Source organism: Enterobacter cloacae (genome assembly GCF_011078175.1).
GTDB classification, from domain to species: Bacteria; Pseudomonadota; Gammaproteobacteria; order Enterobacterales; family Enterobacteriaceae; genus Enterobacter; species Enterobacter cloacae_Q.
In genome coordinates this window covers 120368-141739 of the sequence record NZ_JAALCJ010000004.1, presented here as the reverse complement: position 1 = coordinate 141739, position 21372 = coordinate 120368, and the positions used below count along the sequence as shown (strand labels likewise).

Annotated in this window: 24 protein-coding genes and 1 pseudogene; 14 read left to right on the top strand and 11 right to left on the bottom strand. The window is 54.1% G+C overall.

Features of this window, described 5'->3' with window-relative positions; genetic code table 11:
* The first annotated feature begins 3 nt into the window (after positions 1 to 3).
* A complete protein-coding gene (locus G6Q29_RS10330) occupies positions 4 to 654 on the top strand; it encodes a helix-turn-helix transcriptional regulator (protein WP_165465530.1) in 651 nt (216 codons plus the stop codon).
* Between the two features lie 60 nt (positions 655 to 714).
* On the opposite strand, the gene fdhF is transcribed toward G6Q29_RS10330, so the two are convergent.
* The 4 genes from fdhF to ycgZ form a co-directional block, all read right to left on the bottom strand.
* The gene (gene fdhF, locus G6Q29_RS10325; RefSeq protein ID WP_165465529.1) at positions 715 to 2865 is read right to left on the bottom strand and encodes a formate dehydrogenase subunit alpha; all 2151 of its coding nucleotides are present in this window, start codon (positions 2863 to 2865) and stop codon (positions 715 to 717) included.
* A gap of 193 nt (positions 2866 to 3058) precedes the next feature.
* Positions 3059 to 3337 (bottom strand): biofilm/acid-resistance regulator YmgB/AriR, encoded by a 279-nt coding sequence (locus tag G6Q29_RS10320; protein WP_003857748.1) that lies wholly within the window; start codon positions 3335 to 3337, stop codon positions 3059 to 3061.
* Positions 3338 to 3366: 29 nt separating this feature from the next.
* Positions 3367 to 3687 carry a hypothetical protein gene (locus tag G6Q29_RS10315; RefSeq protein WP_165465528.1) on the bottom strand — a complete coding sequence of 107 codons (321 nt, stop codon included), beginning with the start codon at positions 3685 to 3687 and terminating at the stop codon, positions 3367 to 3369.
* 4 nt (positions 3688 to 3691) lie between these two features.
* On the bottom strand, positions 3692 to 3931 hold the full coding sequence (ycgZ, locus tag G6Q29_RS10310; RefSeq protein WP_165465527.1) for a regulatory protein YcgZ: 240 nt from the start codon (positions 3929 to 3931) through the stop codon (positions 3692 to 3694).
* Positions 3932 to 4270: 339 nt separating this feature from the next.
* On the opposite strand from ycgZ, the gene G6Q29_RS10305 reads away from it, so the two are divergent.
* The 9 genes from G6Q29_RS10305 (at position 4271) to ldtE (ending at position 13359) form a co-directional block, all read left to right on the top strand.
* Positions 4271 to 5491, top strand: coding sequence for a diguanylate phosphodiesterase (locus tag G6Q29_RS10305; protein ID WP_165465526.1), 1221 nt, complete (start codon positions 4271 to 4273; stop codon positions 5489 to 5491).
* Between the two features lie 189 nt (positions 5492 to 5680).
* A complete protein-coding gene (locus tag G6Q29_RS10300) occupies positions 5681 to 6409 on the top strand; it encodes a MerR family transcriptional regulator (RefSeq protein ID WP_165465525.1) in 729 nt (242 codons plus the stop codon).
* A gap of 321 nt (positions 6410 to 6730) precedes the next feature.
* A complete protein-coding gene (gene sufA / locus G6Q29_RS10295; protein ID WP_003857741.1) occupies positions 6731 to 7099 on the top strand; it encodes a Fe-S cluster assembly scaffold SufA in 369 nt (122 codons plus the stop codon).
* 8 nt (positions 7100 to 7107) lie between these two features.
* The gene (sufB, locus tag G6Q29_RS10290; protein WP_003857739.1) at positions 7108 to 8598 is read left to right on the top strand and encodes a Fe-S cluster assembly protein SufB; all 1491 of its coding nucleotides are present in this window, start codon (positions 7108 to 7110) and stop codon (positions 8596 to 8598) included.
* Between the two features lie 9 nt (positions 8599 to 8607).
* Entirely contained in the window at positions 8608 to 9354 is a 747-nt protein-coding gene (gene sufC, locus G6Q29_RS10285; RefSeq protein ID WP_165465524.1) for a Fe-S cluster assembly ATPase SufC, read from the top strand.
* Complete coding sequence (gene sufD, locus G6Q29_RS10280; RefSeq protein ID WP_165465523.1) at positions 9329 to 10600, top strand: Fe-S cluster assembly protein SufD; 1272 nt, start codon at positions 9329 to 9331, stop codon at positions 10598 to 10600. The genes sufC and sufD overlap by 26 nt, the downstream gene beginning before the upstream one ends.
* Positions 10597 to 11817 (top strand): cysteine desulfurase SufS, encoded by a 1221-nt coding sequence (gene sufS / locus G6Q29_RS10275; protein WP_165465522.1) that lies wholly within the window; start codon positions 10597 to 10599, stop codon positions 11815 to 11817. The genes sufD and sufS overlap by 4 nt, the downstream gene beginning before the upstream one ends.
* Before the next feature lie 14 nt (positions 11818 to 11831).
* Positions 11832 to 12248 (top strand): cysteine desulfuration protein SufE, encoded by a 417-nt coding sequence (sufE, locus tag G6Q29_RS10270; RefSeq protein ID WP_165465521.1) that lies wholly within the window; start codon positions 11832 to 11834, stop codon positions 12246 to 12248.
* A gap of 97 nt (positions 12249 to 12345) precedes the next feature.
* The gene (gene ldtE / locus G6Q29_RS10265; protein ID WP_165465520.1) at positions 12346 to 13359 is read left to right on the top strand and encodes a L,D-transpeptidase LdtE; all 1014 of its coding nucleotides are present in this window, start codon (positions 12346 to 12348) and stop codon (positions 13357 to 13359) included.
* 60 nt (positions 13360 to 13419) lie between these two features.
* Here the strand turns inward: ldtE and lpp are convergent, their stop codons facing one another.
* The 4 genes and pseudogenes from lpp to G6Q29_RS10250 form a co-directional block, all read right to left on the bottom strand.
* Complete coding sequence (lpp, locus tag G6Q29_RS10260; RefSeq protein WP_001082307.1) at positions 13420 to 13656, bottom strand: murein lipoprotein Lpp; 237 nt, start codon at positions 13654 to 13656, stop codon at positions 13420 to 13422.
* A gap of 312 nt (positions 13657 to 13968) precedes the next feature.
* Positions 13969 to 15381, bottom strand: coding sequence for a pyruvate kinase PykF (gene pykF / locus G6Q29_RS10255; protein WP_014883536.1), 1413 nt, complete (start codon positions 15379 to 15381; stop codon positions 13969 to 13971).
* Between the two features lie 7 nt (positions 15382 to 15388).
* Positions 15389 to 15685 (bottom strand): hypothetical protein, encoded by a 297-nt coding sequence (locus G6Q29_RS21880; RefSeq protein WP_431732536.1) that lies wholly within the window; start codon positions 15683 to 15685, stop codon positions 15389 to 15391.
* A gap of 73 nt (positions 15686 to 15758) precedes the next feature.
* Positions 15759 to 15987 (bottom strand): annotated as a pseudogene (locus tag G6Q29_RS10250) (PLP-dependent transferase); the annotation flags it as partial.
* Positions 15988 to 16322: 335 nt separating this feature from the next.
* On the opposite strand from G6Q29_RS10250, the gene G6Q29_RS10240 reads away from it, so the two are divergent.
* From G6Q29_RS10240 to fumD, 4 genes are all read left to right on the top strand, one after another.
* A complete protein-coding gene (locus tag G6Q29_RS10240) occupies positions 16323 to 17345 on the top strand; it encodes a methionine ABC transporter ATP-binding protein (protein ID WP_165465519.1) in 1023 nt (340 codons plus the stop codon).
* On the top strand, positions 17338 to 18006 hold the full coding sequence (locus G6Q29_RS10235) for a methionine ABC transporter permease (RefSeq protein WP_045334087.1): 669 nt from the start codon (positions 17338 to 17340) through the stop codon (positions 18004 to 18006). The genes G6Q29_RS10240 and G6Q29_RS10235 overlap by 8 nt, the downstream gene beginning before the upstream one ends.
* Positions 18007 to 18029: 23 nt before the next feature.
* Positions 18030 to 18842 (top strand): MetQ/NlpA family ABC transporter substrate-binding protein, encoded by an 813-nt coding sequence (locus G6Q29_RS10230; RefSeq protein ID WP_003857677.1) that lies wholly within the window; start codon positions 18030 to 18032, stop codon positions 18840 to 18842.
* 108 nt (positions 18843 to 18950) lie between these two features.
* The gene (gene fumD, locus G6Q29_RS10225; protein WP_003857676.1) at positions 18951 to 19160 is read left to right on the top strand and encodes a fumarate hydratase FumD; all 210 of its coding nucleotides are present in this window, start codon (positions 18951 to 18953) and stop codon (positions 19158 to 19160) included.
* Here the strand turns inward: fumD and G6Q29_RS10220 are convergent.
* Genes G6Q29_RS10220 through G6Q29_RS10210 form a run of 3 tightly spaced genes read right to left on the bottom strand, consistent with a single transcriptional unit; the run spans position 19141 to position 21372 of the window.
* Positions 19141 to 19827, bottom strand: a complete 687-nt coding sequence (locus G6Q29_RS10220; protein ID WP_165465518.1) for an amino acid ABC transporter permease — start codon at positions 19825 to 19827, stop codon at positions 19141 to 19143. The two genes, fumD and G6Q29_RS10220, sit on opposite strands and share 20 nt — an antisense overlap.
* Positions 19811 to 20557 carry an amino acid ABC transporter permease gene (locus G6Q29_RS10215; protein WP_165465517.1) on the bottom strand — a complete coding sequence of 249 codons (747 nt, stop codon included), beginning with the start codon at positions 20555 to 20557 and terminating at the stop codon, positions 19811 to 19813. Before G6Q29_RS10215 ends, G6Q29_RS10220 begins: the two co-directional genes overlap by 17 nt.
* Positions 20557 to 21372: an amino acid ABC transporter ATP-binding protein gene (locus G6Q29_RS10210; protein WP_165465516.1), complete on the bottom strand. Its 816-nt coding sequence runs from the start codon at positions 21370 to 21372 to the stop codon at positions 20557 to 20559. Before G6Q29_RS10210 ends, G6Q29_RS10215 begins: the two co-directional genes overlap by 1 nt.

The following is a 21372-nucleotide window of genomic DNA, read 5'->3' as shown; positions in this document are numbered from 1 at the left end:
ACTATGTTAAATATTCTGATTCAGGAAACGGATCTGTTTTTTCAGGCTGGGCTACAGCGCTTTTTCGACGATTTTTTTAAGCTTAACTTTCATTGCTCCATCACATTTAATCTGGCGCTGACCAGTGAAAACGTCAGCCAGGCCGATATTATTGTTCTTTCATTATGTCAGGGGGAAACGCTGACCTGTTTTCCGGCGTTACTGGCCCGGCAAAAGGGGATTGTGATAGGTCTCGTCGACGATGAACTACGCTTCTCGGCACCGCCTTCCTGCTTTCAGGACATCATTTTTCTCCCGCGCCGGGCGTCGCTCGATCGTATAAGCGGCGTTCTGTTTATTGCGTGGTTCGCGACGCAATTACCGGGTTACACGTGGAATAAAAAGACCTGTTTCGACTGCCAGCATAAAGGTTTATCCCGGCAACAGATTCGTATTATGGTCAATTTTTACCGGGGGCTGTCGGTGGTGCAGACCGCGAACGCGTTGAAGGTGAGCGAAAAAACGGTTTTTACCCATAAATATATGATGATGCAGAAATTTAATCTGCGAAGCGATTACGAGCTGATCGTACTGTTGAGAAGGATGATGGAGAAAAAGAGCCGTCCGAACCTGCTTCGCGAATACCTGAAAAAGAATAATGCACAACTAAACTAATAGTGTAAAACGGCAGCGGATAGCGGGCCGGGCAGCGATAGCCGCCGCCCGGCAATGCATTTAAACGTTAACCGCAGCGATCAGCCGCGTCTTCATGGTCTGGTACGCGGAAGCCGCAAAATCCTCCGCCCAGCGCTGGTCCTCGATCGCCTCCAGCTGCACGGCGCAATATTTCGTTTCCGGCGTTCTGGAGATCGGGTCGAGATTATCCTGCGTCAGCTCATTACAGGCGCCAATCCACCACTGGTAGGTCATATAGATTGCTCCCGCATTGATGCGCTCGCTGATGCTGGCGCGCGTGATCACTTTACCCCGGCGTGAACCTACCCAGACCAGCTGGCCGTTGGCGATCCCCCGCTCATCCGCGTCGGCCGGGTTCATTTGTACCTGGCCCGGCTCGTCGGCCAGGCTTTGCAGCGCCGCGCAGTTCCCGGTCATCGAGCGACAGGAGTAATGACCGACTTCGCGCACCGTGCACAGTACCAGCGGGTAATTCGCATCCGGCGTCTCCGCTGGCGCGCGCCAGGGGGCGGCAAATAACTGACCTTTGCCAGTGGGGGTGTCGAATTGATTATCCTTGTACAGGTAGGGGGTGCCGGGATGATCGAGGGTTGGGCAGGGCCACTGCACATGGCCCATCTCGCCCATTTTTTCGTAGGTCACGCCGTAGAAGAGGGGGCACAGCTCGCGCATTTCGTCCCAGATCTGCTGGTTATTCTCGTAATGCATGGGATAACCCATCTCCGTGGCCAGCAGGCTAATGATCTCCCAGTCGCGCCTGACGTTGCCGCTGGCCTCTATGGCTTTGCCGAAACGCTGGAAGCCGCGATCGGCACAGGTGAACACGCCGGCGTGTTCTCCCCATGATGTGGCAGGAAGCAGCACGTCAGCCACCTCTGCCGTTTTGGTCATAAAGATGTCCTGAACCACCACAAAATCGAGCGCCTCAAAGCCGCGGCGGACCAGGCCCAGATCGGCTTCCGTCTGAAGCGGATCTTCCCCCATGATGTAATATGCTTTGATCTTACCTTCCAGCGCGAGATGCGGCACTTCGGTGATCCGCGTCCCGACGCGATCGTCCATCCGGCTGACATTGATTTTCCACGCATCGGCAAATTTCTGTCTGACCGCCGGATCGGTGACGTCCTGGTAGCCGGGGAACATGTTGGGCAAAACGCCCATATCGCAGGCACCCTGAACGTTATTTTGCCCGCGAACCGGGCCTACGCCGACGGCAGGGCGGCCCAGATTGCCGGTCAGCAGCGCCAGGCTGGAGAGACCTTTTACCACATCGACCGCCTGACCAAACTGTGTGACGCCCATTCCCCACATCACCGTCGCTGAAGGCGCCGCCGCAAACGTGCGCATTGCCTGACGAACATCCTGTGCGGGAATGCCCGTCAGATGTTCAACCTGCTCGGGTGCGTAATCTTTTACCGTGAGTCGGTAGGCCTCAAGTCCTTCTGTAAAGCGGGCAACGTAATTTTTGTCGTACAGTTCCTCTTCAAGCAGGACATAGCCAAAGGCATTGACCAGCGCCATGTTACTGCCATTCTTCAACGGAAGATGAAGATCGGCAATGCGTGCCGTTTCAATATGACGCGGATCGCAGACGATGATTTTAGCGCCATTTTCACGTGCTTTAAGCACGCGTCGGGCGACGATGGGGTGAGAGTCGGCGCAGTTATAGCCGAACACCAGCAGGCATTTTGAGTTTTCAATATCGTTAATGGAATTGCTCATGGCGCCGTTGCCGAGGGTCTCCTGTAAACCGGCAACGGACGGACCGTGACAGACGCGGGCGCAGCAGTCGACGTTGTTAGTATTCAGCACCGCTCGGGCAAATTTTTGCATCACATAGTTGGTCTCATTGCCCGTTCCCCGTGAGGAACCCGTGGTCATAATGGACCGAGGGCCGTACTGTTCTTTGATGCTTTTAAGCCTCTGAGCAGTGTAGCGAATGGCCTCTTCCCAGGTAACAGGGGTAAAGGGCTCGCCTTTGCTGTAGCGGATCATGGGCTGCGTCAGACGGGGGGTAAGCAGACGTGTGTCGTTTAGAAAGTCCCAGCCGTAGAAACCTTTCAGGCAAAGCGTACCCTGATTGGTTACCCCATCAGCGGCTTCGGCACGGATAATTCGGTTATTTTCAACGACGAGGTTAAGTTTGCAGCCTGCACCACAGTAGGGGCAGACGCTGGCGATTTTTTTCATCAATAACAGACCTGTTAAGAAATGAAGCAATGTTTACTGGAAAGCCCAGTCCCATAGCGGACTAAGCAGGATCCATGCCACATTCAGCGTGCTTGATTATCAGGGTGTTATGAATGAGAAGGCGTGTCATCGTCACTCTGTTCGTCAGAATTGTCGATGACACGCAACCCATATGGATGGGAAGGGAGAAGCGTTAAAGATCGTCCATGGTGTAACCGACGACAATTTCCAGCGTCTTACGGATCACATCCGCCTTAACGACATCATCGGTGGATTCCAGCGTCTGGATCAGCCAGAGAATGATCGCTTTGTTGGTCAGATGACCTTCGGAAGCAAGAACACAACGAACCGCAGTTGAAAAAATGGCAGACTCTTCAGCAAAGCGATCGCCTGCGTGACGGAAATACTCCGACAACGCGCTATCTAGAAAGGCGGAGTGGTATTCGGGTTGAAGCTGAATATTTTGTCTCATTTGTTCTCACCGTAGCTGTAAAGTTGTAGTCAATGTATCTTTTTAGGATCGGACGGTTTTCCATTTCCAAATAACGGCACTACATTGTCTCGGTTATTTTTGAGAGATCCCTCTCTCTGTATTCGTCCTTGTGCGGTTCTGCGACCTTTAAAAGCGACCGTGCCAGAGCTGATTTCAGCTATTACTCGCGCTAATGTCTCCCGCCGCTGGGGATCCGTTTCATATGCTTGCATGTTACGCAGACGCTGAACCAATCCCTCGGTCGTCACGGGACCGCGCTCCTTCAAAAGTGAAAGAGTGGCTTCTCCAATAAGCTGGTCGATCAGTCTGTCTGCATCACTGCTGTCCATGACATTAACGTTCGAAAAGCAGGCCAAGCAGCATGTGATAATGATGTTCCTCTTCCGGGCCTTTAGCCTTTTCAAGGCGACTCAGCAGTTTTGTGCAGAGCGATTTGCGATTCAGACTCCGCCCATCGCTTAGGATTTCAACAACAACCTGACCCAATGTCTCCTGCTGGGTAGGAAGCGCGGCTTTTTCGAAGTACTGCGCAATCGCTGTTGCTGAGTTTGCGAGTTGTCCGTTCTGCTGCATGTTTCGCTCCTGTAAATTTTCGTAATCAGTAACGTTACATTTAAGGTATACATAATTTTCAAATCTGTACATTTAAAATGTACAGATTTTTAAAAATTTTATAGTTTATTTTATAATGTTCCTATTTATCATATAGTTATATTTATACATTTTACTACTGGGCCCACAAGATATATTGTACAATCCGAAGCGGCGTCGCGGAGTTGTACAAGCCAGGAAATGGCGCAAAGAAATCGTGTAAATCGTTGAGATGTAAATTATTTGTTGGGCAATTAATATGCTATAACAGAAGTCTCTCCACGTGTTTGCGTGGCCACTCCCTCAATCTTCAGGATTAGCATGCTCACAACCATCATTTACCGCAGTCATATCTGTGATGACGTTCCAGTGAAAGCGCTGGAAGATATGGTCGCTGCTGCAAATTGTAGAAATCGCCAGTCCGATGTGACGGGGATTTTGCTGTTTAACGGCACACACTTTTTTCAGTTACTTGAAGGGCCCGCTGAAAACGTTAAGGAGATTTATGAGCTCATCTGCCGTGACCCACGGCATCACAACGTGGTCGAATTGCTGAGCGATCACGGGCCTTCAAGACGTTTTGGCAATGTGGGTATGGAGCTCTTTGACCTTCGTCAGTACGATACCGACGAAGTGCTGCAACAGGTTCTTGATAAAGGCACAACCCGCTATCAGCTGACCTATAACGATCGCGCCCTGCAATTTTTCCGCACCTTCGTTGAGGCTACTGAAAAAGCCAACTACTTTGAGCTGCCTCCGGCTGACGCCTGGGAGTTTGTGACCGAAAACACGCCGTTGTCCTCCCAGCCAACGGTAGTGGCAAAGGGGGCGGACTGTAGCTTCGCGTTTCAACCTATCGTCGATCCGTTTATGCAGCAGGTTGTTTCCTGGGAAGCCCTGATCCGCACGCCGTCCGGTGAGTCCCCGGAAAGCTATTTTGCCAACCTGTCGCGTGAGGCGCTGTACGAATCGGATCTGAAGAGTAAGCAGGTGGCCCTGTCGATGGCCAGCGCGCTGGGCCTTCAGACTCAAACGTTGTCCATTAATCTGCTGCCGATGACGCTGGTCAATGTGCCTGGCGCCGTCGATTTTTTACTCACGTCAATTGAGGCGAACGGTTTTGTGCCGGAGCAGATTGTGGTCGAGTTTACCGAGAGCGAGGCGATCTCGCGCTTTGAAGAGTTCACCAGCGCGGTGAGACAGCTAAAAAGCGCCGGTATTAGCGTGGCCATCGATCACTTTGGCGCGGGATTCGCCGGTCTACAGCTGCTGGCCCAGTTCCAGCCGGACAGAATCAAGATTAACCGCGATTTGATTGCCAACGTACACAAGAGCGGCCCGCGTCAGGCTATCGTTCAGGCGATCATCAAATGCTGCGCGTCTTTGGAAATATTGTTCTGTGCGGTAGGCGTAGAGCTGGCTGAAGAGTGGATGTGGCTGGAATCTGCCGGGATTTCTCAATTCCAGGGACACCTGTTCGCCAGCCCGCGCCTGGGGGGCGTTCCGGCGATTGCCTGGCCCGAGAAAAAGTTTGATTTATAAAAAACTTGTACGTAACTCTAAAGAGTGACCTGTACGTATCGCTAAATTTATACAACAATACATTAACGAGTGAGGGGTTCGTTGAGCCATTCACTTGTTTCTGAACGAGGAGTTAGTTATACAAATGATTTGTACAATCTGATAAGGTTGGTTTGGTTAGGTATGGAAGTATTGTGCGTGAGGGAGTTAATGGCCTATTACAGTATCGGCGAAGTGGCCGAACGATGCGGTATCAACCCCGTTACGCTGCGTGCCTGGCAGCGCCGTTATGGATTGTTGAAGCCGCAGCGAAGCGAAGGGGGTCATCGTCAGTTTGACGATGAAGATATCCTGCGTATAGAAGAGATCAAGCGCCTGATGAAAACAGGCGTGTCGGTCGGTAAAGTAAAAGCGCTTCTTGAAAATACAGAAGTGCTGACCCAGGGGAACTGGGCATCGTTTCAGGAAGAGATGTTAACCGTTCTGCGCTATGCCAGCCCGGCAAAATTGCGCGCCAAAATCGGTGAGTTTCGTCGAGACCATGCGATGGATGTTCTGATAGACAACATCATCACCCCTGTGCGACAGCGAATGAACCAGGATCAAAATACGGTGCGCCATATGGCGAGCCTGCTCGACGGTGTCCTGATTGAATTTGCCGTAACCAGCCTGGTTGAATCGCGAAAAAAAGCAGGTAAAGATGCGCTGCTGGTCGGGTGGGAGTGCGATGACCGTACGCATTTGTGGCTGGAAGCGGCCCGTCTTGCCTACAAGGGCTGGCATATCGACGTGCTGGCTGAGCCGATTGACTCTCCGCGTCCGGAACTTTTCCCAGGACAAAAAATCTTCGTATGGACCGGTAAAACGCCAACACCTCGCCAACAGGAACAGCTCGATCACTGGCGTGAGCAAGGGTTCTCCGTTTCGTTCCATCACTGACGTTAAGGGGTCCATCAGGGCCTTTTTGTTTTTTCACGTCTTCTTTCTTTTCTTGAGATAGCTATCTTAAAAATAGGTATTTCCAATACCTTTTTTTTATTGCCCGCCACCGTACAGTTATTTCTTATGAAATACTTTATCTATCAATATATTGAATAAATTGCACCCTCCCATCCGCATCCTGTTACAGAGTCTATGCTTAAAGAAAGTAGCCAAAAAGGGCGGTTTAGCCCAAAGCCCCTGCTCGCAGGGGGTTGAAGTGATAATCGTTATCACTAACATGGTGTAATGCCCTGGTGGCTTATCAGATGAGGTGGACCTATGGAATTGCATTCAGAAACCTTCAATCCGGCCGATTTTGCCTGGCGTGGCTTAACGCTGACGCCTGCGGCGGCGGCACACATTCATGAGCTGGTGGCAAAAAATCCCGACATCCTCGGCGTACGCTTAGGCGTAAAGCAGACTGGCTGCGCGGGATTTGGCTACGTGCTGGACACCGTTACCGAACCTGAAAAAGACGATCTGGTCTTTGAAACCGACGGTGCAAAGTTATACGTCGCGCTACAGGCTATGCCGTTTATCGATGGAACCGAAGTCGACTACGTTCGGGAAGGTTTAAACCAGTTATTCAAATTTCATAACCCGAAAGCCCAGAACGAATGCGGCTGTGGCGAAAGCTTTGGGGTATAGGCGGTACTATGTCTCGTAATACTGAAGCAACGAGTGATGTAAACACCTGGAGCGGCGGACACCTCAACTATAAAGAGGGTTTCTTCACGCAGCTGCAAACCGATGAGCTGGCGAAAGGCATTAACGAAGAGGTCGTGCGTGCCATTTCGGCGAAACGCAATGAGCCGGAGTGGATGCTCGAGTTTCGCCTGAGCGCATTCCGCGCGTGGCTGGAGATGGAAGAACCCCACTGGCTGAAAGCGCATTACGATAAGCTGAACTATCAGGATTACAGCTACTATTCCGCCCCCTCATGCGGCAGCTGTGATGATACCTGTGCCTCGCAGCCCGGCGCGGTACAGCAAACCGGTGCCGAGAACAGCTTCCTGAGTAAAGAGGTAGAAGAGGCGTTCAATCAGCTTGGTGTACCCGTGCGTGAAGGCAAAGAGGTGGCGGTAGATGCCATTTTTGACTCCGTCTCGGTGGCAACCACCTACCGTGAAAAACTGGCGGAGCAGGGGATAATTTTCTGCTCCTTTGGGGAAGCCATTCACGATCACCCGGAGCTGGTGAAAAAGTACATTGGCACCGTGGTACCCAGTAACGATAACTTCTTCGCGGCACTGAATGCGGCGGTGGCGTCAGACGGCACATTTATCTACGTGCCGAAAGGCGTGCGCTGCCCGATGGAGCTCTCGACCTATTTCCGCATTAACGCGGAAAAAACCGGCCAGTTTGAACGCACCATCCTGGTGGCCGATGAAGGCAGCTACGTTAGCTACATCGAAGGGTGCTCCGCTCCTGTGCGCGACAGCTACCAGCTGCACGCGGCGGTGGTAGAGGTGATCATCCATAAAGACGCAGAAGTGAAATACTCTACGGTACAGAACTGGTTCCCGGGCGACGGCAACACCGGTGGTATTCTGAACTTCGTCACCAAGCGTGCGCTGTGCGAAGGTGAAAACAGCAAAATGTCCTGGACGCAGTCAGAAACCGGCTCCGCCATTACCTGGAAGTACCCGAGCTGTATTCTGCGCGGGGACAATTCCATCGGTGAGTTTTATTCCGTGGCGCTGACCAGCGGTCATCAGCAGGCCGACACCGGCACCAAGATGATCCACATCGGTAAAAACACCAAATCGACCATCATCTCCAAAGGGATCTCTGCCGGTCACAGCCAGAACAGCTATCGCGGGCTGGTGAAAATCATGCCGACGGCCACCAACGCGCGTAACTTCACCCAGTGTGACTCCATGCTGATTGGCGCGGACTGCGGGGCGCATACCTTCCCGTACGTCGAATGCCGCAATAACAGCGCCCAGCTCGAGCATGAGGCGACTACGTCACGCATCGGTGAAGATCAGCTGTTCTACTGCCTGCAACGCGGGATCAGTGAAGAAGATGCGATTTCAATGATCGTTAACGGCTTCTGTAAGGACGTGTTCTCTGAACTGCCGCTGGAATTTGCCGTTGAAGCCCAGAAACTCCTCGCCATTAGTCTTGAACACAGCGTCGGTTAAGGAAAGCACATGTTAAGCATTAAAGATTTACAGGTTAGCGTGGAAGAGAAAGAGATCCTGCGTGGCCTCAATTTTGACGTCAAACCGGGTGAAGTTCACGCCATCATGGGGCCAAACGGCTCCGGGAAAAGTACGCTTTCAGCGACGCTGGCAGGACGCGAAGATTATGAAGTCACCAGCGGCTCCGTTGAGTTCAACGGCAAAGATTTGCTGGAGATGTCGCCGGAAGAGCGTGCCGGCGAGGGCATCTTTATGGCCTTCCAGTATCCGGTGGAAATTCCGGGCGTCAGCAACCAGTTCTTCCTGCAAACCGCGCTGAACGCGGTGCGCAAGTATCGCGGCCTTGAGGCGCTGGATCGCTTTGACTTTCAGGATCTGATGGAAGAGAAGATCAAGCTGCTGAAAATGCCGGAAGATCTGCTGACCCGCTCGGTAAACGTGGGTTTCTCCGGCGGTGAGAAGAAACGTAACGATATTCTGCAAATGGCGGTTCTGGAGCCAGCGCTGTGCATTCTCGATGAGACCGATTCAGGGCTGGATATCGATGCCCTGAAGATCGTTGCCGACGGGGTGAACGCCCTGCGTGACGGCAACCGCTCATTTATCATCGTCACTCACTACCAGCGAATTCTGGACTACATCAAACCGGACTATGTCCACGTGCTTTACCAGGGACGCATTGTGAAATCCGGTGACTTTACGCTGGTTAAACAACTGGAGGAGCAGGGTTATGGCTGGCTTACCGAACAGCAGTAATGCACTTCAGCAGTGGCACCGGCTGTTTGAAGCGCAGGGTGGGGCGCGTTCAGAACAGGCTCAGCACCATCTTCAGCAGATGCTGCGTCTCGGTTTACCGACGCGTAAACATGAGAACTGGAAATATACCCCGCTGGATGGCCTGCTGAACGGCGAGTTTGTCACCCGTCTGGCGCAGGTCAGCCCCGGTCAGCGCGACAGGCTGGCGCTGAACGTGGATGCCGTGCGTCTGGTGTTTGTCGACGGTCAGTTCCGTGCGGAGCTGAGCGACAGCGTGCAGGAGAGCGGGTTCGATATCGTCATTAACGATGAACGTCAGTCGCTGAACGCGCCCGTTCAGCCTGAAATCTTCCTGCACCTGACAGAGAGCCTGTCGCAGTCTGTCACCCATATTCGCGTTAAGCGTAACCAGCGCCCGGCGAAACCGCTGCTGCTGATGCATATCACCCAGGGCGTTGCGGGGGATGAGATTAACACCGCCCACTATCGCCACCATCTTGAGCTGGCAGAAGGGGCAGAGGCAACGGTGATCGAGCATTACGCCAGTCTTAACGATACCCGTCATTTCACCGGTTCGCGTCTGACGATGAACGTGGCGGCCAATGCCCAGCTGCACCACATAAAGCTGGCGTTTGAGAATCCGCTCAGTCAGCACTTTGCCCACAACGATATTCTGCTGGGCCAGGATGCCGCGGCGTACAGCCACAGCTTCCTGCTTGGCGGCGCGGTGCTGCGCCACAATACCAGCACCCAGCTGAACGGTGAGAACACTACGCTGCGTATTAACAGCCTGGCGATGCCGGTGAAGTCAGAAGTGTGCGACACGCGCACCTGGCTTGAGCATAACAAAGGCTACTGCAACAGCCGTCAGCTGCACAAAACCATCGTTAGCGACAAAGGACGTGCGGTGTTTAACGGCCTGATCAACGTGGCGCAGCACGCCATCAAAACCGACGGGCAGATGACCAACAACAATCTCTTGCTGGGACGTCTGGCAGAGGTGGACACCAAACCACAGCTGGAAATCTATGCGGACGACGTGAAATGCAGCCACGGCGCGACGGTCGGGCGTATTGACGATGAGCAGATGTTCTACCTGCGCTCGCGCGGGATAGACCAGCAGGCCGCGCAAAAGATGATTATTTACGCCTTTGCGGCTGAGCTGACGGAAGCGCTAGCCGATGGCGGACTTAAACAGCAGGTGCTGGCCCGTATCGGTCAGCGGCTGCCTGGAGGCGAAGCATGACATTTCCCGTAGAGAAAGTCCGGGCAGATTTTCCGGTACTGACCCGTGAAGTGAACGGTCTGCCGCTGGCCTATCTCGACAGTGCGGCCAGCGCGCAAAAACCAAATCAGGTGGTGGATGCGGAAGCCGGGTTTTACCGCCACGGATATGCGGCGGTACATCGCGGGATCCACACCCTGAGCGCCGAGGCGACCCAGCGCATGGAAAACGTGCGCACGCAGGTTGCAGCCTTCCTCAACGCGCGTTCGCCGGAAGAGCTGGTGTTCGTGCGCGGCACCACCGAAGGGATCAACCTGGTGGCTAACAGCTGGGGCAATGCGCAGGTGCGCGCGGGGGATAACATCATCATCACCCAGATGGAGCACCACGCCAACATCGTTCCCTGGCAGATGCTCTGTGAGCGTGTAGGAGCGCAACTGCGGGTGATCCCCCTGAATGAAGACGGCACGCTCCAGCTGGAAAAGCTGGACGCTCTGCTGGACGACAGAACGCGGCTGGTGGCAGTTACCCACGTTTCAAACGTGCTGGGCACGGAAAATCCGGTGGCGCTGATCGTCGACAAAGCCCGTCAGGCCGGTGCGAAAGTGTTGATTGATGGTGCCCAGGCGGTGATGCACCATGCGGTTGACGTTCAGGCCCTGGACTGCGATTTCTACGTCTTCTCCGGGCACAAGCTCTATGGCCCGACAGGCATCGGCGTATTGTATGTTAAAGAGGACATTCTCCAGGCCATGCCGCCGTGGGAAGGGGGCGGGTCAATGATCGCCACCGTCAGCCTGACGGAAGGAACGACCTACGCCCGTGCGCCCTGGCGCTTCGAGGCGGGTACGCCCAACACGGGCGGGATCATCGGGCTGGGCGCGGCCATTAGCTACGTCTCTGAAACGGGGCTGGCGGCGATTCAGGAGTACGAACAGCAGCTGATGCATTATGCCTTGCAGGAGCTTGCCAGCGTCCCGGAACTGACCTTATATGGCCCTGCTGACCGTCTGGGTGTGATAGCCTTCAACCTCGGCAAGCATCACGCCTATGATGTGGGCAGTTTCCTTGATAATTACGGCGTCGCCGTACGTACCGGGCATCACTGCGCGATGCCGCTGATGGCGTATTATCAGGTTCCGGCCATGTGCCGCGCATCGCTGGTGATGTACAACACAACGGAAGAGGTCGACAGACTGGTGGCGGGACTGAAACGTATTCACCAGCTGCTTGGCTAACGGAGAGGCGAGAGATGGCTGATTTGCCGGATAGAGATAAATTGCTGCGCAACTTTGGGCGATGCGCAAACTGGGAAGAGAAATACCTTTATATTATTGAGCTGGGCCAGCGCCTGCCGCCGCTCAGCGAAGAGGCGCATAATCCGGACAACATCATCCAGGGCTGTCAGAGCCAGGTCTGGATCCAGATGCAGCAGACGGATGAAGGCGTCATCGAATTACAGGGTGACAGCGATGCCGCCATCGTGAAGGGACTTATTGCCGTCGTCTTTATTCTTTATCACCAGATGTCGGCGCAGGATATTGTCGCCTTTGACGTCCGCCCGTGGTTTGAAAAAATGGCCTTAACCCAACACCTCACCCCGTCCCGATCCCAGGGGCTGGAAGCGATGATCCGCGCCATCCGCGCCAAAGCCGCAATCCTTAGCTAAACTTTCAGAACAGCATTCATTCTGTTTCGCGGGGTGGTTTCCACCTCGCTGGTTTTTCAGCTTTCTGACGTTAGGTCAGTGAATAAGGAATCTCAGCATGAAGCGCGCGTCTCTAATAACACTATTACTTCTTGGTTCGCTCAGTGCTGTTAATTCAGCCAGGGCGGTTGATTATCCTTTACCGCCCGCAGGTAGCCGCCTGATTGGGCAAAACCAGACATACACCATTCAGGAAGGTGACAATAAACTTCAGTCTATCGCCCGTCGGTTTAATACCGCCGCACAGCTCATCCTTGAAACCAATAATACCATTGCACCGGTGAACCCTGCGCCAGGAACGGTCATTACGATCCCTTCCCAGATGCTACTGCCGGACACCGAGCGTGAAGGTATCGTTGTGAATCTGGCGGAGCTGCGTCTTTATTTTTATCCGCCTGGTGAAAATATCGTACAGGTTTATCCTCTGGGTATTGGTCAACTTGGGCTGGAAACACCGGTCAGTACCACCCGTGTGAGTCAGAAAATCCCTAACCCTACCTGGACCCCCACAGCGGGCATCAGAGCGCGCTCACTGGCGCAGGGCATTAAACTACCGCCTGTGGTACCCGCAGGGCCAAATAACCCGTTGGGGCGCTATGCGCTGCGTCTGGGCATCGGGAATGGGGAATATCTTATCCACGGCACCAGCGCCCCGGACAGCGTAGGGCTGCGGGTCAGTTCGGGCTGTATGCGAATGAACGCACCGGATATCAAAGCGTTGTTTGAACACGTGCGCGTCGGTACGCGGGTGCAGATTATCAATGAGCCGGTGAAGTTCTCCGTCGAGCCGGACGGCAAACGTTATATCGAGGTGCACAGGCCCCTGGCACAGGCTGAGGGAGAAAACCCGCAGACGGTGCCGTTCACGCACTCGGCGGCGTTTACCGCCTTTGTCGCGGAGTCAGGTAGCGATAAAACGCAAATCGACAAGGCCCTGGCTCGCAGAGCGGGGATACCGGTTGCCGTTTCAGCGGGCAGTCGTTCTTCAGCCAGCAATTCTGTCCTGTCGGTACAAAACAGTCGTGTCTCAGCGGCGGTGACGGAAGGCGAGGGAGAGAAAGCGCTTCAGTAGAGGTTTGACGAAGGCAAAAAAAATGGCGCACAATGTGCGCCATTTTATTAACAGGTACTATTACTTACGGTATTTAGTAGCCTGGTTGTCCAGACGCTGGTTAGCGCGAGCTGCGTCGTCTTTAGCAGCCTGAACGTCGGAACGCATTGCGTTCACGTCGTTGCTCAGCTGGTCAACTTTAGCGTTCAGAGTCTGAACGTCAGAAGACAGCTGATCGATTTTAGCGTTGCTGGAGCAACCTGCCAGCAGAGTAGAACCCAGGATTACCGCGCCCAGTACCAGTTTAGTACGATTCATTATTAATACCCTCTAGATTGAGTTAATCTCCATGTAGCGTTACAAGTATTACACAAAGTTTTTTGGGTTGAGAATATTTTTTTGATGGGATTACGCCTATTTTTGATCGTTCGCTCAAAGAAGCAACGAAATCGGCAATTTTGACGAAAAAGCTATGTTAAAAAAGGCATTTTTCATCGGATTCATCTTAGATAAATCGCGATTAAATAGAAAAACCCGATTTGCTTTTTGAATAGTTCTGGTTAAAGGCGGGAATAAAAAAAGCGCCCCGAAGGACGCTTTTTAACAAAACTATAATTTGTTCGTGAAATATTACAGCACGTGCACGGATGCAGTATTGGTCGTTCCGCTTGGAACCAGCGCACCAGAAACCATAACCACAACGTCGCCTTTCTGCGCCAGACCGCTTTCCAGAGCCATTGCTTTACCCTGAATGTAGAAATCGTCAGTAGAGGCAATCTCTTTAACCAGGTGTGCAACGACGCCTTTGCTCAACACCAGCTGACGCGCGGTGGTTTCGTTGGTGGTCAGGGCCAGGATAGTGGCATCCGGGAAGTATTTACGCACGGCACGCGCAGATTTACCGCCCTGGGTTGCAACCACAATCAGTGGCGCTTCCAGTTTCTCAGCAGTTTCTACCGCACCGCGGCAAACGGCTTCGGTGATGCGCAGCTTGCGGCTGTCGTTGTTGAAGTCCAGACGGCTGGTCATCACGCGGTCAGTACGTTCGCAGATGGTCGCCATAATGCCAACCGCTTCCAGAGGATATTTCCCTTTTGCGGATTCGCCGGACAGCATAACGGCATCGGTACCGTCGAGGATGGCGTTAGCCACGTCGCCGGCTTCAGCGCGGGTCGGGCGTGGGTTTTTGATCATAGAGTCCAGCATCTGCGTAGCGGTAATAACCACTTTACGCGCGCGAACACATTTTTCGATCATCATCTTCTGCGCGAAAATCACTTCTTCAACCGGGATTTCTACGCCCAGGTCACCACGTGCAACCATGATGCCGTCAGACGCTTCGAGGATTTCATCGAAGTTGTTCAGGCCTTCCTGGTTTTCGATTTTGGAGATGATCTGGATCTTCTCGCCGCCGTGCGCTTTCAGGTGCTCGCGAATTTCGACCACGTCAGAACGTTTACGGATGAAGGATGCTGCAACGAAATCAACGCCTTGTTCGCAGCCGAAGATCAGGTCTTGCTTGTCTTTTTCAGCCAGTGCTGGCAGCGCGATAGAAACGCCCGGCAGGTTAACGCCTTTGTTTTCGCCCAGGTCGCCGTTGTTCAGCACTTTACAGATAACCTTGTTACCTTCGATTGCGGTAACTTCCATACCGATCAGACCATCGTCGACCAGTACGGTGTTACCGACGGACAGATCGCTGGTGAAGCCTTCGTAGGTCACAGCAACGATTTCGCTGTTACCCACAACGGATTTGTCGGTGGTGAAGGTGAAGGTCTGGCCCGCTTTCAGAGAAACGTCGTTGCCGCCTTCCAGTTTGATGGTACGGATTTCCGGACCTTTGGTGTCGAGCAGGATCGCTGCTTTTTTACCGGTCTTGCTCATCACGTTGCGCAAGTTCTGGATACGCTGACCATGTTCTGCATAGTCACCGTGGGAGAAGTTCAGACGCATCACGTTCATGCCGGCGTCCAGCATTTTGCTCAGCATCTCTTCGGATTCGGTTTTCGGGCCGATAGTACAAACAATTTTCGTCTTTTTCATGACAGTCTTAGTCTTTAAGTTGGGAAGGATATGGAAATCTCGCTCCGGGGGCGCACCGCCGCGGAGTCAAACCTGTGTTGCGAAAGAGTCTATGACACGCACTAAGAATAGGTGACATCAAATGAGCGTGCAGAAGAAAGTGTGCCTGAGTGCCAGCCCAACGAAGGAGAGGAGAAGTTGTACGTTGTTTTTTGTATTCCAAGCGCTGAAACCATTCACCAGGGATTTGGCGCGCATTATACGCTGATTTACAGTAAAAAGGAAAATGGAAACAGCGTTTCAAAAACAATCTGTGCAGATTCACATAAGTTTGTTATCAAGGCGTTAAGGCCTAATGTCATCTGATGACGGCAGGCGCAACGCCCGCCGTTTTTTGCTCACTTTTCCAGCGTCTGCTGAAGATCGTCTATCAGATTATTCGCATCCTCAATCCCTACCGAGAGGCAGATCGGCTGCGGCGCAATGCCGTTTGCAAGGCGCTGCGCCAGCCATTACGCAATCGCCAGCGCGTTGGCACTGTGCTTTTCTACGCGCTGAGAGGGTCCGAATGCCCCGCAGCGTCAGGAAGCTGCTGAACGGATCCAGAGCGCCGCCAACCGCTTCCCGATTCCAGCGGGTGGCGGGTTGGGTTGCCGCTCCGGGAGTATTCGTAACCAGTATGTTCACCCGGTGACGGTTGCGCAAATGTCGACCTGGCGTTAATTGGGGTTGATTGGTCTAAAAATAGCCATTTCAACCCCGCGCGAAGAGGTTGTTATGCGCCTGATGGAAAATCATTAATGCCATTGCTCTAAACGCTTTCCACCCGCTAGTTCGCTGCTTATTCCATGGCGTTATATGACATTCTTTTTTGGTCATTTGAAAGCTGATAAAGGCTGTTTACTCTCTTTCGGACATCCATACTGCTAAACCGCCATATGCGCAACGGATAACGAATAACAATGATTGTACTCAGCAATATTTCGAAGGTTTTTGACAACGGGAAGCTGGCGCTGACTGCCGTTGATAACGTCAATTTGACGATAGAGCAGGGGCAAATTTACGGGATCATAGGGTACAGCGGGGCCGGGAAAAGCACGCTGATCCGTCTGCTGAACGGCCTGGAAAAGCCCAGCGCCGGCAGCGTTACCATTAACGGGCAGGATATTTCCGCCGCAAAGGGCGAAGCGCTGCGCCAGGCGCGCCTGAAAATCAGCATGGTATTCCAGCACTTTAATCTGCTCTGGTCGCGCACGGTGAAGGAAAACATTGCCTTTTCGATGCAAATTGCCGGTGTGCCAAAAGCGAAAATAGAGGTCCGTGTTGCCGAACTGGTGGACCTGGTCGGCCTGACGGGGCGTGAAAATGCCTACCCATCGCAGCTGAGCGGCGGGCAAAAACAACGAGTAGGCATTGCCCGCGCGTTGGCTAATCATCCGGATGTGTTGCTGTGCGACGAAGCCACCTCGGCGCTGGATCCGCAGACTACCGATCAGATCCTCGATCTGCTCCTGGACATTAACCGTCGTTTCAATCTGACTATCGTGCTGATCACGCATGAAATGCACGTGGTGCGCAAAATTTGCGATCGCGTGGCGGTGATGGAGAACGGCAAGGTGGTGGAAGAGGGGGACGTGCTGAGCGTGTTTACGCATCCGCAGCAGCCGATCACCCGGCAGTTTGTCCGCCAGGTGAGCCAGTACGCGGAGGAAGAGACCTTCAATACCGAACTGGCAAACGATCTGGAAGGCACGGTAATCAGGCTGACCTTCACCGGTCACAGCACGCACAGGCCGATCGTCGGTGAACTGACCCTGCGCTACGGCCTGCCGTTTAACATCCTGCACGGCAAAATGACGCAAACGGCCCACGGTGTTTTCGGGCAGCTCTGGGTGCACGTGGTGGCATCGGACGAACAACTGAACAATATCCTCGCCGACCTGAAGCAAAGCGATATTGAAGGCGAGGTAATCAAGCATGGCTGAAGAACTCTTTCCGCACCTGAAGTGGGATCAGCTTTGGGCGGCAACCCAGGAGACGCTCTACATGACCGCGCTTTCGGGCGTGGCGACCTTTGTCCTGGGGATCGCGCTCGGTCTGGCGCTGTTTTTAACCGCCCGCGGCGGGTTATTCCACAACCGCACGGTCTACAGCGTGATGTCGATTGTGGTGAACGTGTTCCGTTCGATTCCGTTCATCATTCTCATCGTCCTGCTGATCCCGTTCACCAAGACCGTTGTGGGAACCATTCTTGGCGCTAACGCTGCGCTGCCCGCCCTGATTGTGGGCGCGGCGCCGTTCTACGCCCGTCTGGTCGAGATCGCCCTGCGTGAAGTGGATAAAGGGGTCATTGAAGCTACGCGTTCGATGGGCGCGCGGCTGAGCACGCTAGTGTTTCGGGTTTTGTTGCCAGAATCTTCACCCGCACTGGTTTCAGGCATGACGGTGACGCTGATTGCGCTGGTGAGCTACAGCGCAATGGCAGGGGTGATAGGTGCCGGCGGTTTGGGAAATCTGGCTTATCTGGAAGGATTCCAGCGCAACCATGGTGACGTCACGCTGGTGGCAACGGTGACCATTCTGATCATCGTGTTCATTATCCAGTTCGTCGGCGATGCCATTACTTCACTGTTGGATAAACGCTAATAAATACACACAGGAACCACATCATGAAAAAGACACTGACACTGATCGCCGCCGCAACCCTGAGCGCCCTGAGCTTTGCGTCCTGGGCGGACACGCTCACCGTAGGGGCGTCCAACACCCCGCATGCGGAAATTCTGGAGCAGGCTAAGCCGATCCTGGCGAAGCAGGGGATCGATCTCGAGATTAAACCGTTCCAGGACTACATTCTTCCAAACACGGCGCTGGCGGGGCATGACATTGACGCCAACTATTTCCAGCACATCCCTTACCTGAACAGCGTCCTGAAAGATCACGCGGGCGATAAGGATTATGACTTTGTCAGTGCGGGCGCAATCCACATTGAGCCGATCGGTATCTATTCGAAAAAATACAAATCGCTGAAGGATCTGCCGGAAGGCGGCAAAATCATCATGCGTGATGCGGTTTCCGAGGAAGGGCGTATTCTTTCCATCTTCGAAAAAGAAGGTGTGATCAAGCTGAAGCCAGGCATCGATAAAGTGACCGCGCGCATCAGCGATATCGTGGAGAACCCGAAAAAGCTGCAATTCACTCCTAACGTCGAGGCATCTCTGCTGCCGCAGATGTACAACAACGACGAAGGTGCTGCGGTGGTGATCAACGCCAACTACGCAATTGATGCTGGTCTGGATCCGGTGCACGATCCAATTGCGGTTGAAAGCGGTGAGAATAACCCGTACGCCAACATCATTACCGTTCATCGCGGTGACGAGAAGAAGAAGGATATCGTCGCGCTGGTGAACGTGTTGCACTCCAAAGAGATTCAGGACTGGATCCGCACCAAATACAAAGGCGCGGTTATCCCGGTAAACAACTAATGTCCTGATTTTACAGACGAAGCCCGGCTAACAATACGCCGGGCTTCTTTTTTGTATCCAGCCGACGAATGATTTAAGCTGACGTTTTAGGGCAACGGAGTGATGGCAATGGGCAATGTGACCAAAGACGAAGCGCTGTACCAGGAGATGTGTCGGGTGGTAGGCAAGGTCGTTCTCGAAATGCGTGATTTAGGGCAGGAGCCGAAACATATTGTCATTGCGGGCGTACTGCGTACCGCGCTGGCGAACCAGCGCGTTAAGCGCAGTGAGTTGACAACTAAAGCGATGGAAACGGTGGTTAAAGCGCTGGCCGGCTAACGCGCCAGCGCTTCGCGAGCAGCTCAAGCGAGCAGCAGAGCAGGTAATAGATTACACCCGTGAAGATAAAAATGGCCGCCGGGTAAATTTGCACCCGGTTGTTGATCTGTCCCGCTACCGTGGTCAGTTCAGGAACGTTCACGATAAACGCCAGCGACGTATCCTTCAGCAGGCTGATAAAAATCCCGACCAGCGACGGCAGAATATTTCTCAGCGCCTGCGGCAGCAGCACGCGCCACAGCGTTTGCTGCGTACTGAACCCTTGAGAAAGCGCGGCCTCATTCTGGCCCGACGGTAGCGCTCTCAGTCCGGCTAACACCGAATGCATCACCGCTGCCGCGGTAAACCAGGCCAGCGCCAGCGTGACGGTCGTCGCGCCCGGGAGATCCCTGCCGGTTATCAGCGGCAGCAGATACCACATCCAGAATATCACGAAGATCAGGGGGATCCCGCGAATCAACTCTGCCCACGCAAACAGCGCACTGCGCACCACGCCGGGATAGCGCCAGGCGACGCATGCCAGCACAATCCCGCCGGGCAGGGCAAGCGCGGCGGCGCCTGCGGCCATCAGCAGTGAGAGCAGTACGCCGCCGGGTTCTCCCGCAGCCGCCCGTCCCCAAAGCAGATAATCCAGGTTTTCGACAATAACGTTAAATCCGGGGCTCATGATTTTTCCTCCCTGAATGGGGGCCGAGGCGCACCAGCACGCTTCCCGTCACCATCCCGGTAAGCAAGTAGAGCACCGTACCGACGGTGAAGGCTTCCAGTGCATGGGCGTTGTAACTTTCTATCTGGCGGACCTGGTAGGTCAGTTCGGCGAAGCCAATCCCGCTCGCGAGCGAGGAGAGCTTCATCAGGTTAAGGTACTGACCGACGACGGGCTGCCAGGCGTTAGCGAGCGCCTGTGGCAGAAGAATGTAGCGAAACAGACGCCATGAGGAAAATCCCTGAGCGAGCGCCGCCTCCCGTTGCCCGGCAGGCACGGAACGCAGCCCCGATTCGACTTCTTCAATTAAAAACGCCGAGGTAAAGACGCCTAACCCCCAGGCGGAGCATAAAAACTCGGGCGTAAACCACCAGACGTCACCGGGCAGAATGGACCAGCTGTGGTCTGCATTGACCGCGTCGCGAAGCCCCTGCGGCAACCCGTTCCAGGCGGCGAAATACCAGAACAGCAGCTGGACCAGCAGCGGCGTATTGCGAAACAGCGATACCCAGCCGCTGACCATCGACGCCCCGATACGTCCCCCGGAAAGCCGCAAAAGCATAAAGAACAAGGCGAGCAGGCTAGCCAGCATAATCCCCGCCAGCGTGACCCACAGGGTGGTGAGAAATCCGGAGAGGATCCAGTGCAGGGGCTGTCCGGCCAGCACCCCCTGCCAGTCCAGAGCGGGCATTACAGTTGCTCCTGATGCAGCGGATCCAGCACTTTTTGCAGGAACCGCCTCGCACGGGGATGCGACGGTTGGTTGAAAAATTGCACCGGGGGCGCGGTTTCCAGAATTTTTCCGCCGTCGATAAAGACGATTCGATCGGCAATTTCCCTGGCGAACTGCATCTCATGGGTGACGACAATCATGGTGATCCCGCTGTGGGCGAGGGCTTTCATCACAAACAGCACTTCGCCAATCATCTCCGGGTCAAGTGCCGACGTCGGCTCGTCAAAGAGAATGATTTGCGGTGACGAGGCCAGAGCACGGGCAATCGCCACGCGCTGCTGCTGTCCGCCGGAAAGTTCAGCGGGGAAGCGGTGCGCCTTCTCCAGCATGCCGACCTTCTCCAGCAGCGCCAGTGCGCGCTCCTGCGCGGGCAGGGGTTTCCAGCCGTGAACGTGCTCCAGTGCCAGGGTGATGTTCTGGCTGGCGGTAAGGTGGGCATAGAGATTGAACTGCTGGAACACAAACCCGACACGGCTGCGTAACTGACGTAGCCTGCTGCCGGAAAGCTGTCCGGTCGGCTTGTTGTCGACCAGAATCTCCCCGCCACTCAGGCTTTCAAGCTGGTTGATAAGCCGAATCAGGGTCGATTTTCCGGAACCCGAAGGGCCGAGAATGGCAACCACTTCACCCGGCATGATGGTGAGGTTAATGTCGGTTAAAACCGGATGGTCGCCGTAGCGTTTGTCCACATGGCGAAACTCAACGCTGGCCCGTTCCAGACGTGAAAAATCCGCGGCATTGGCCGCGGAGTGTGAAAATAAACCTGAGAGCAT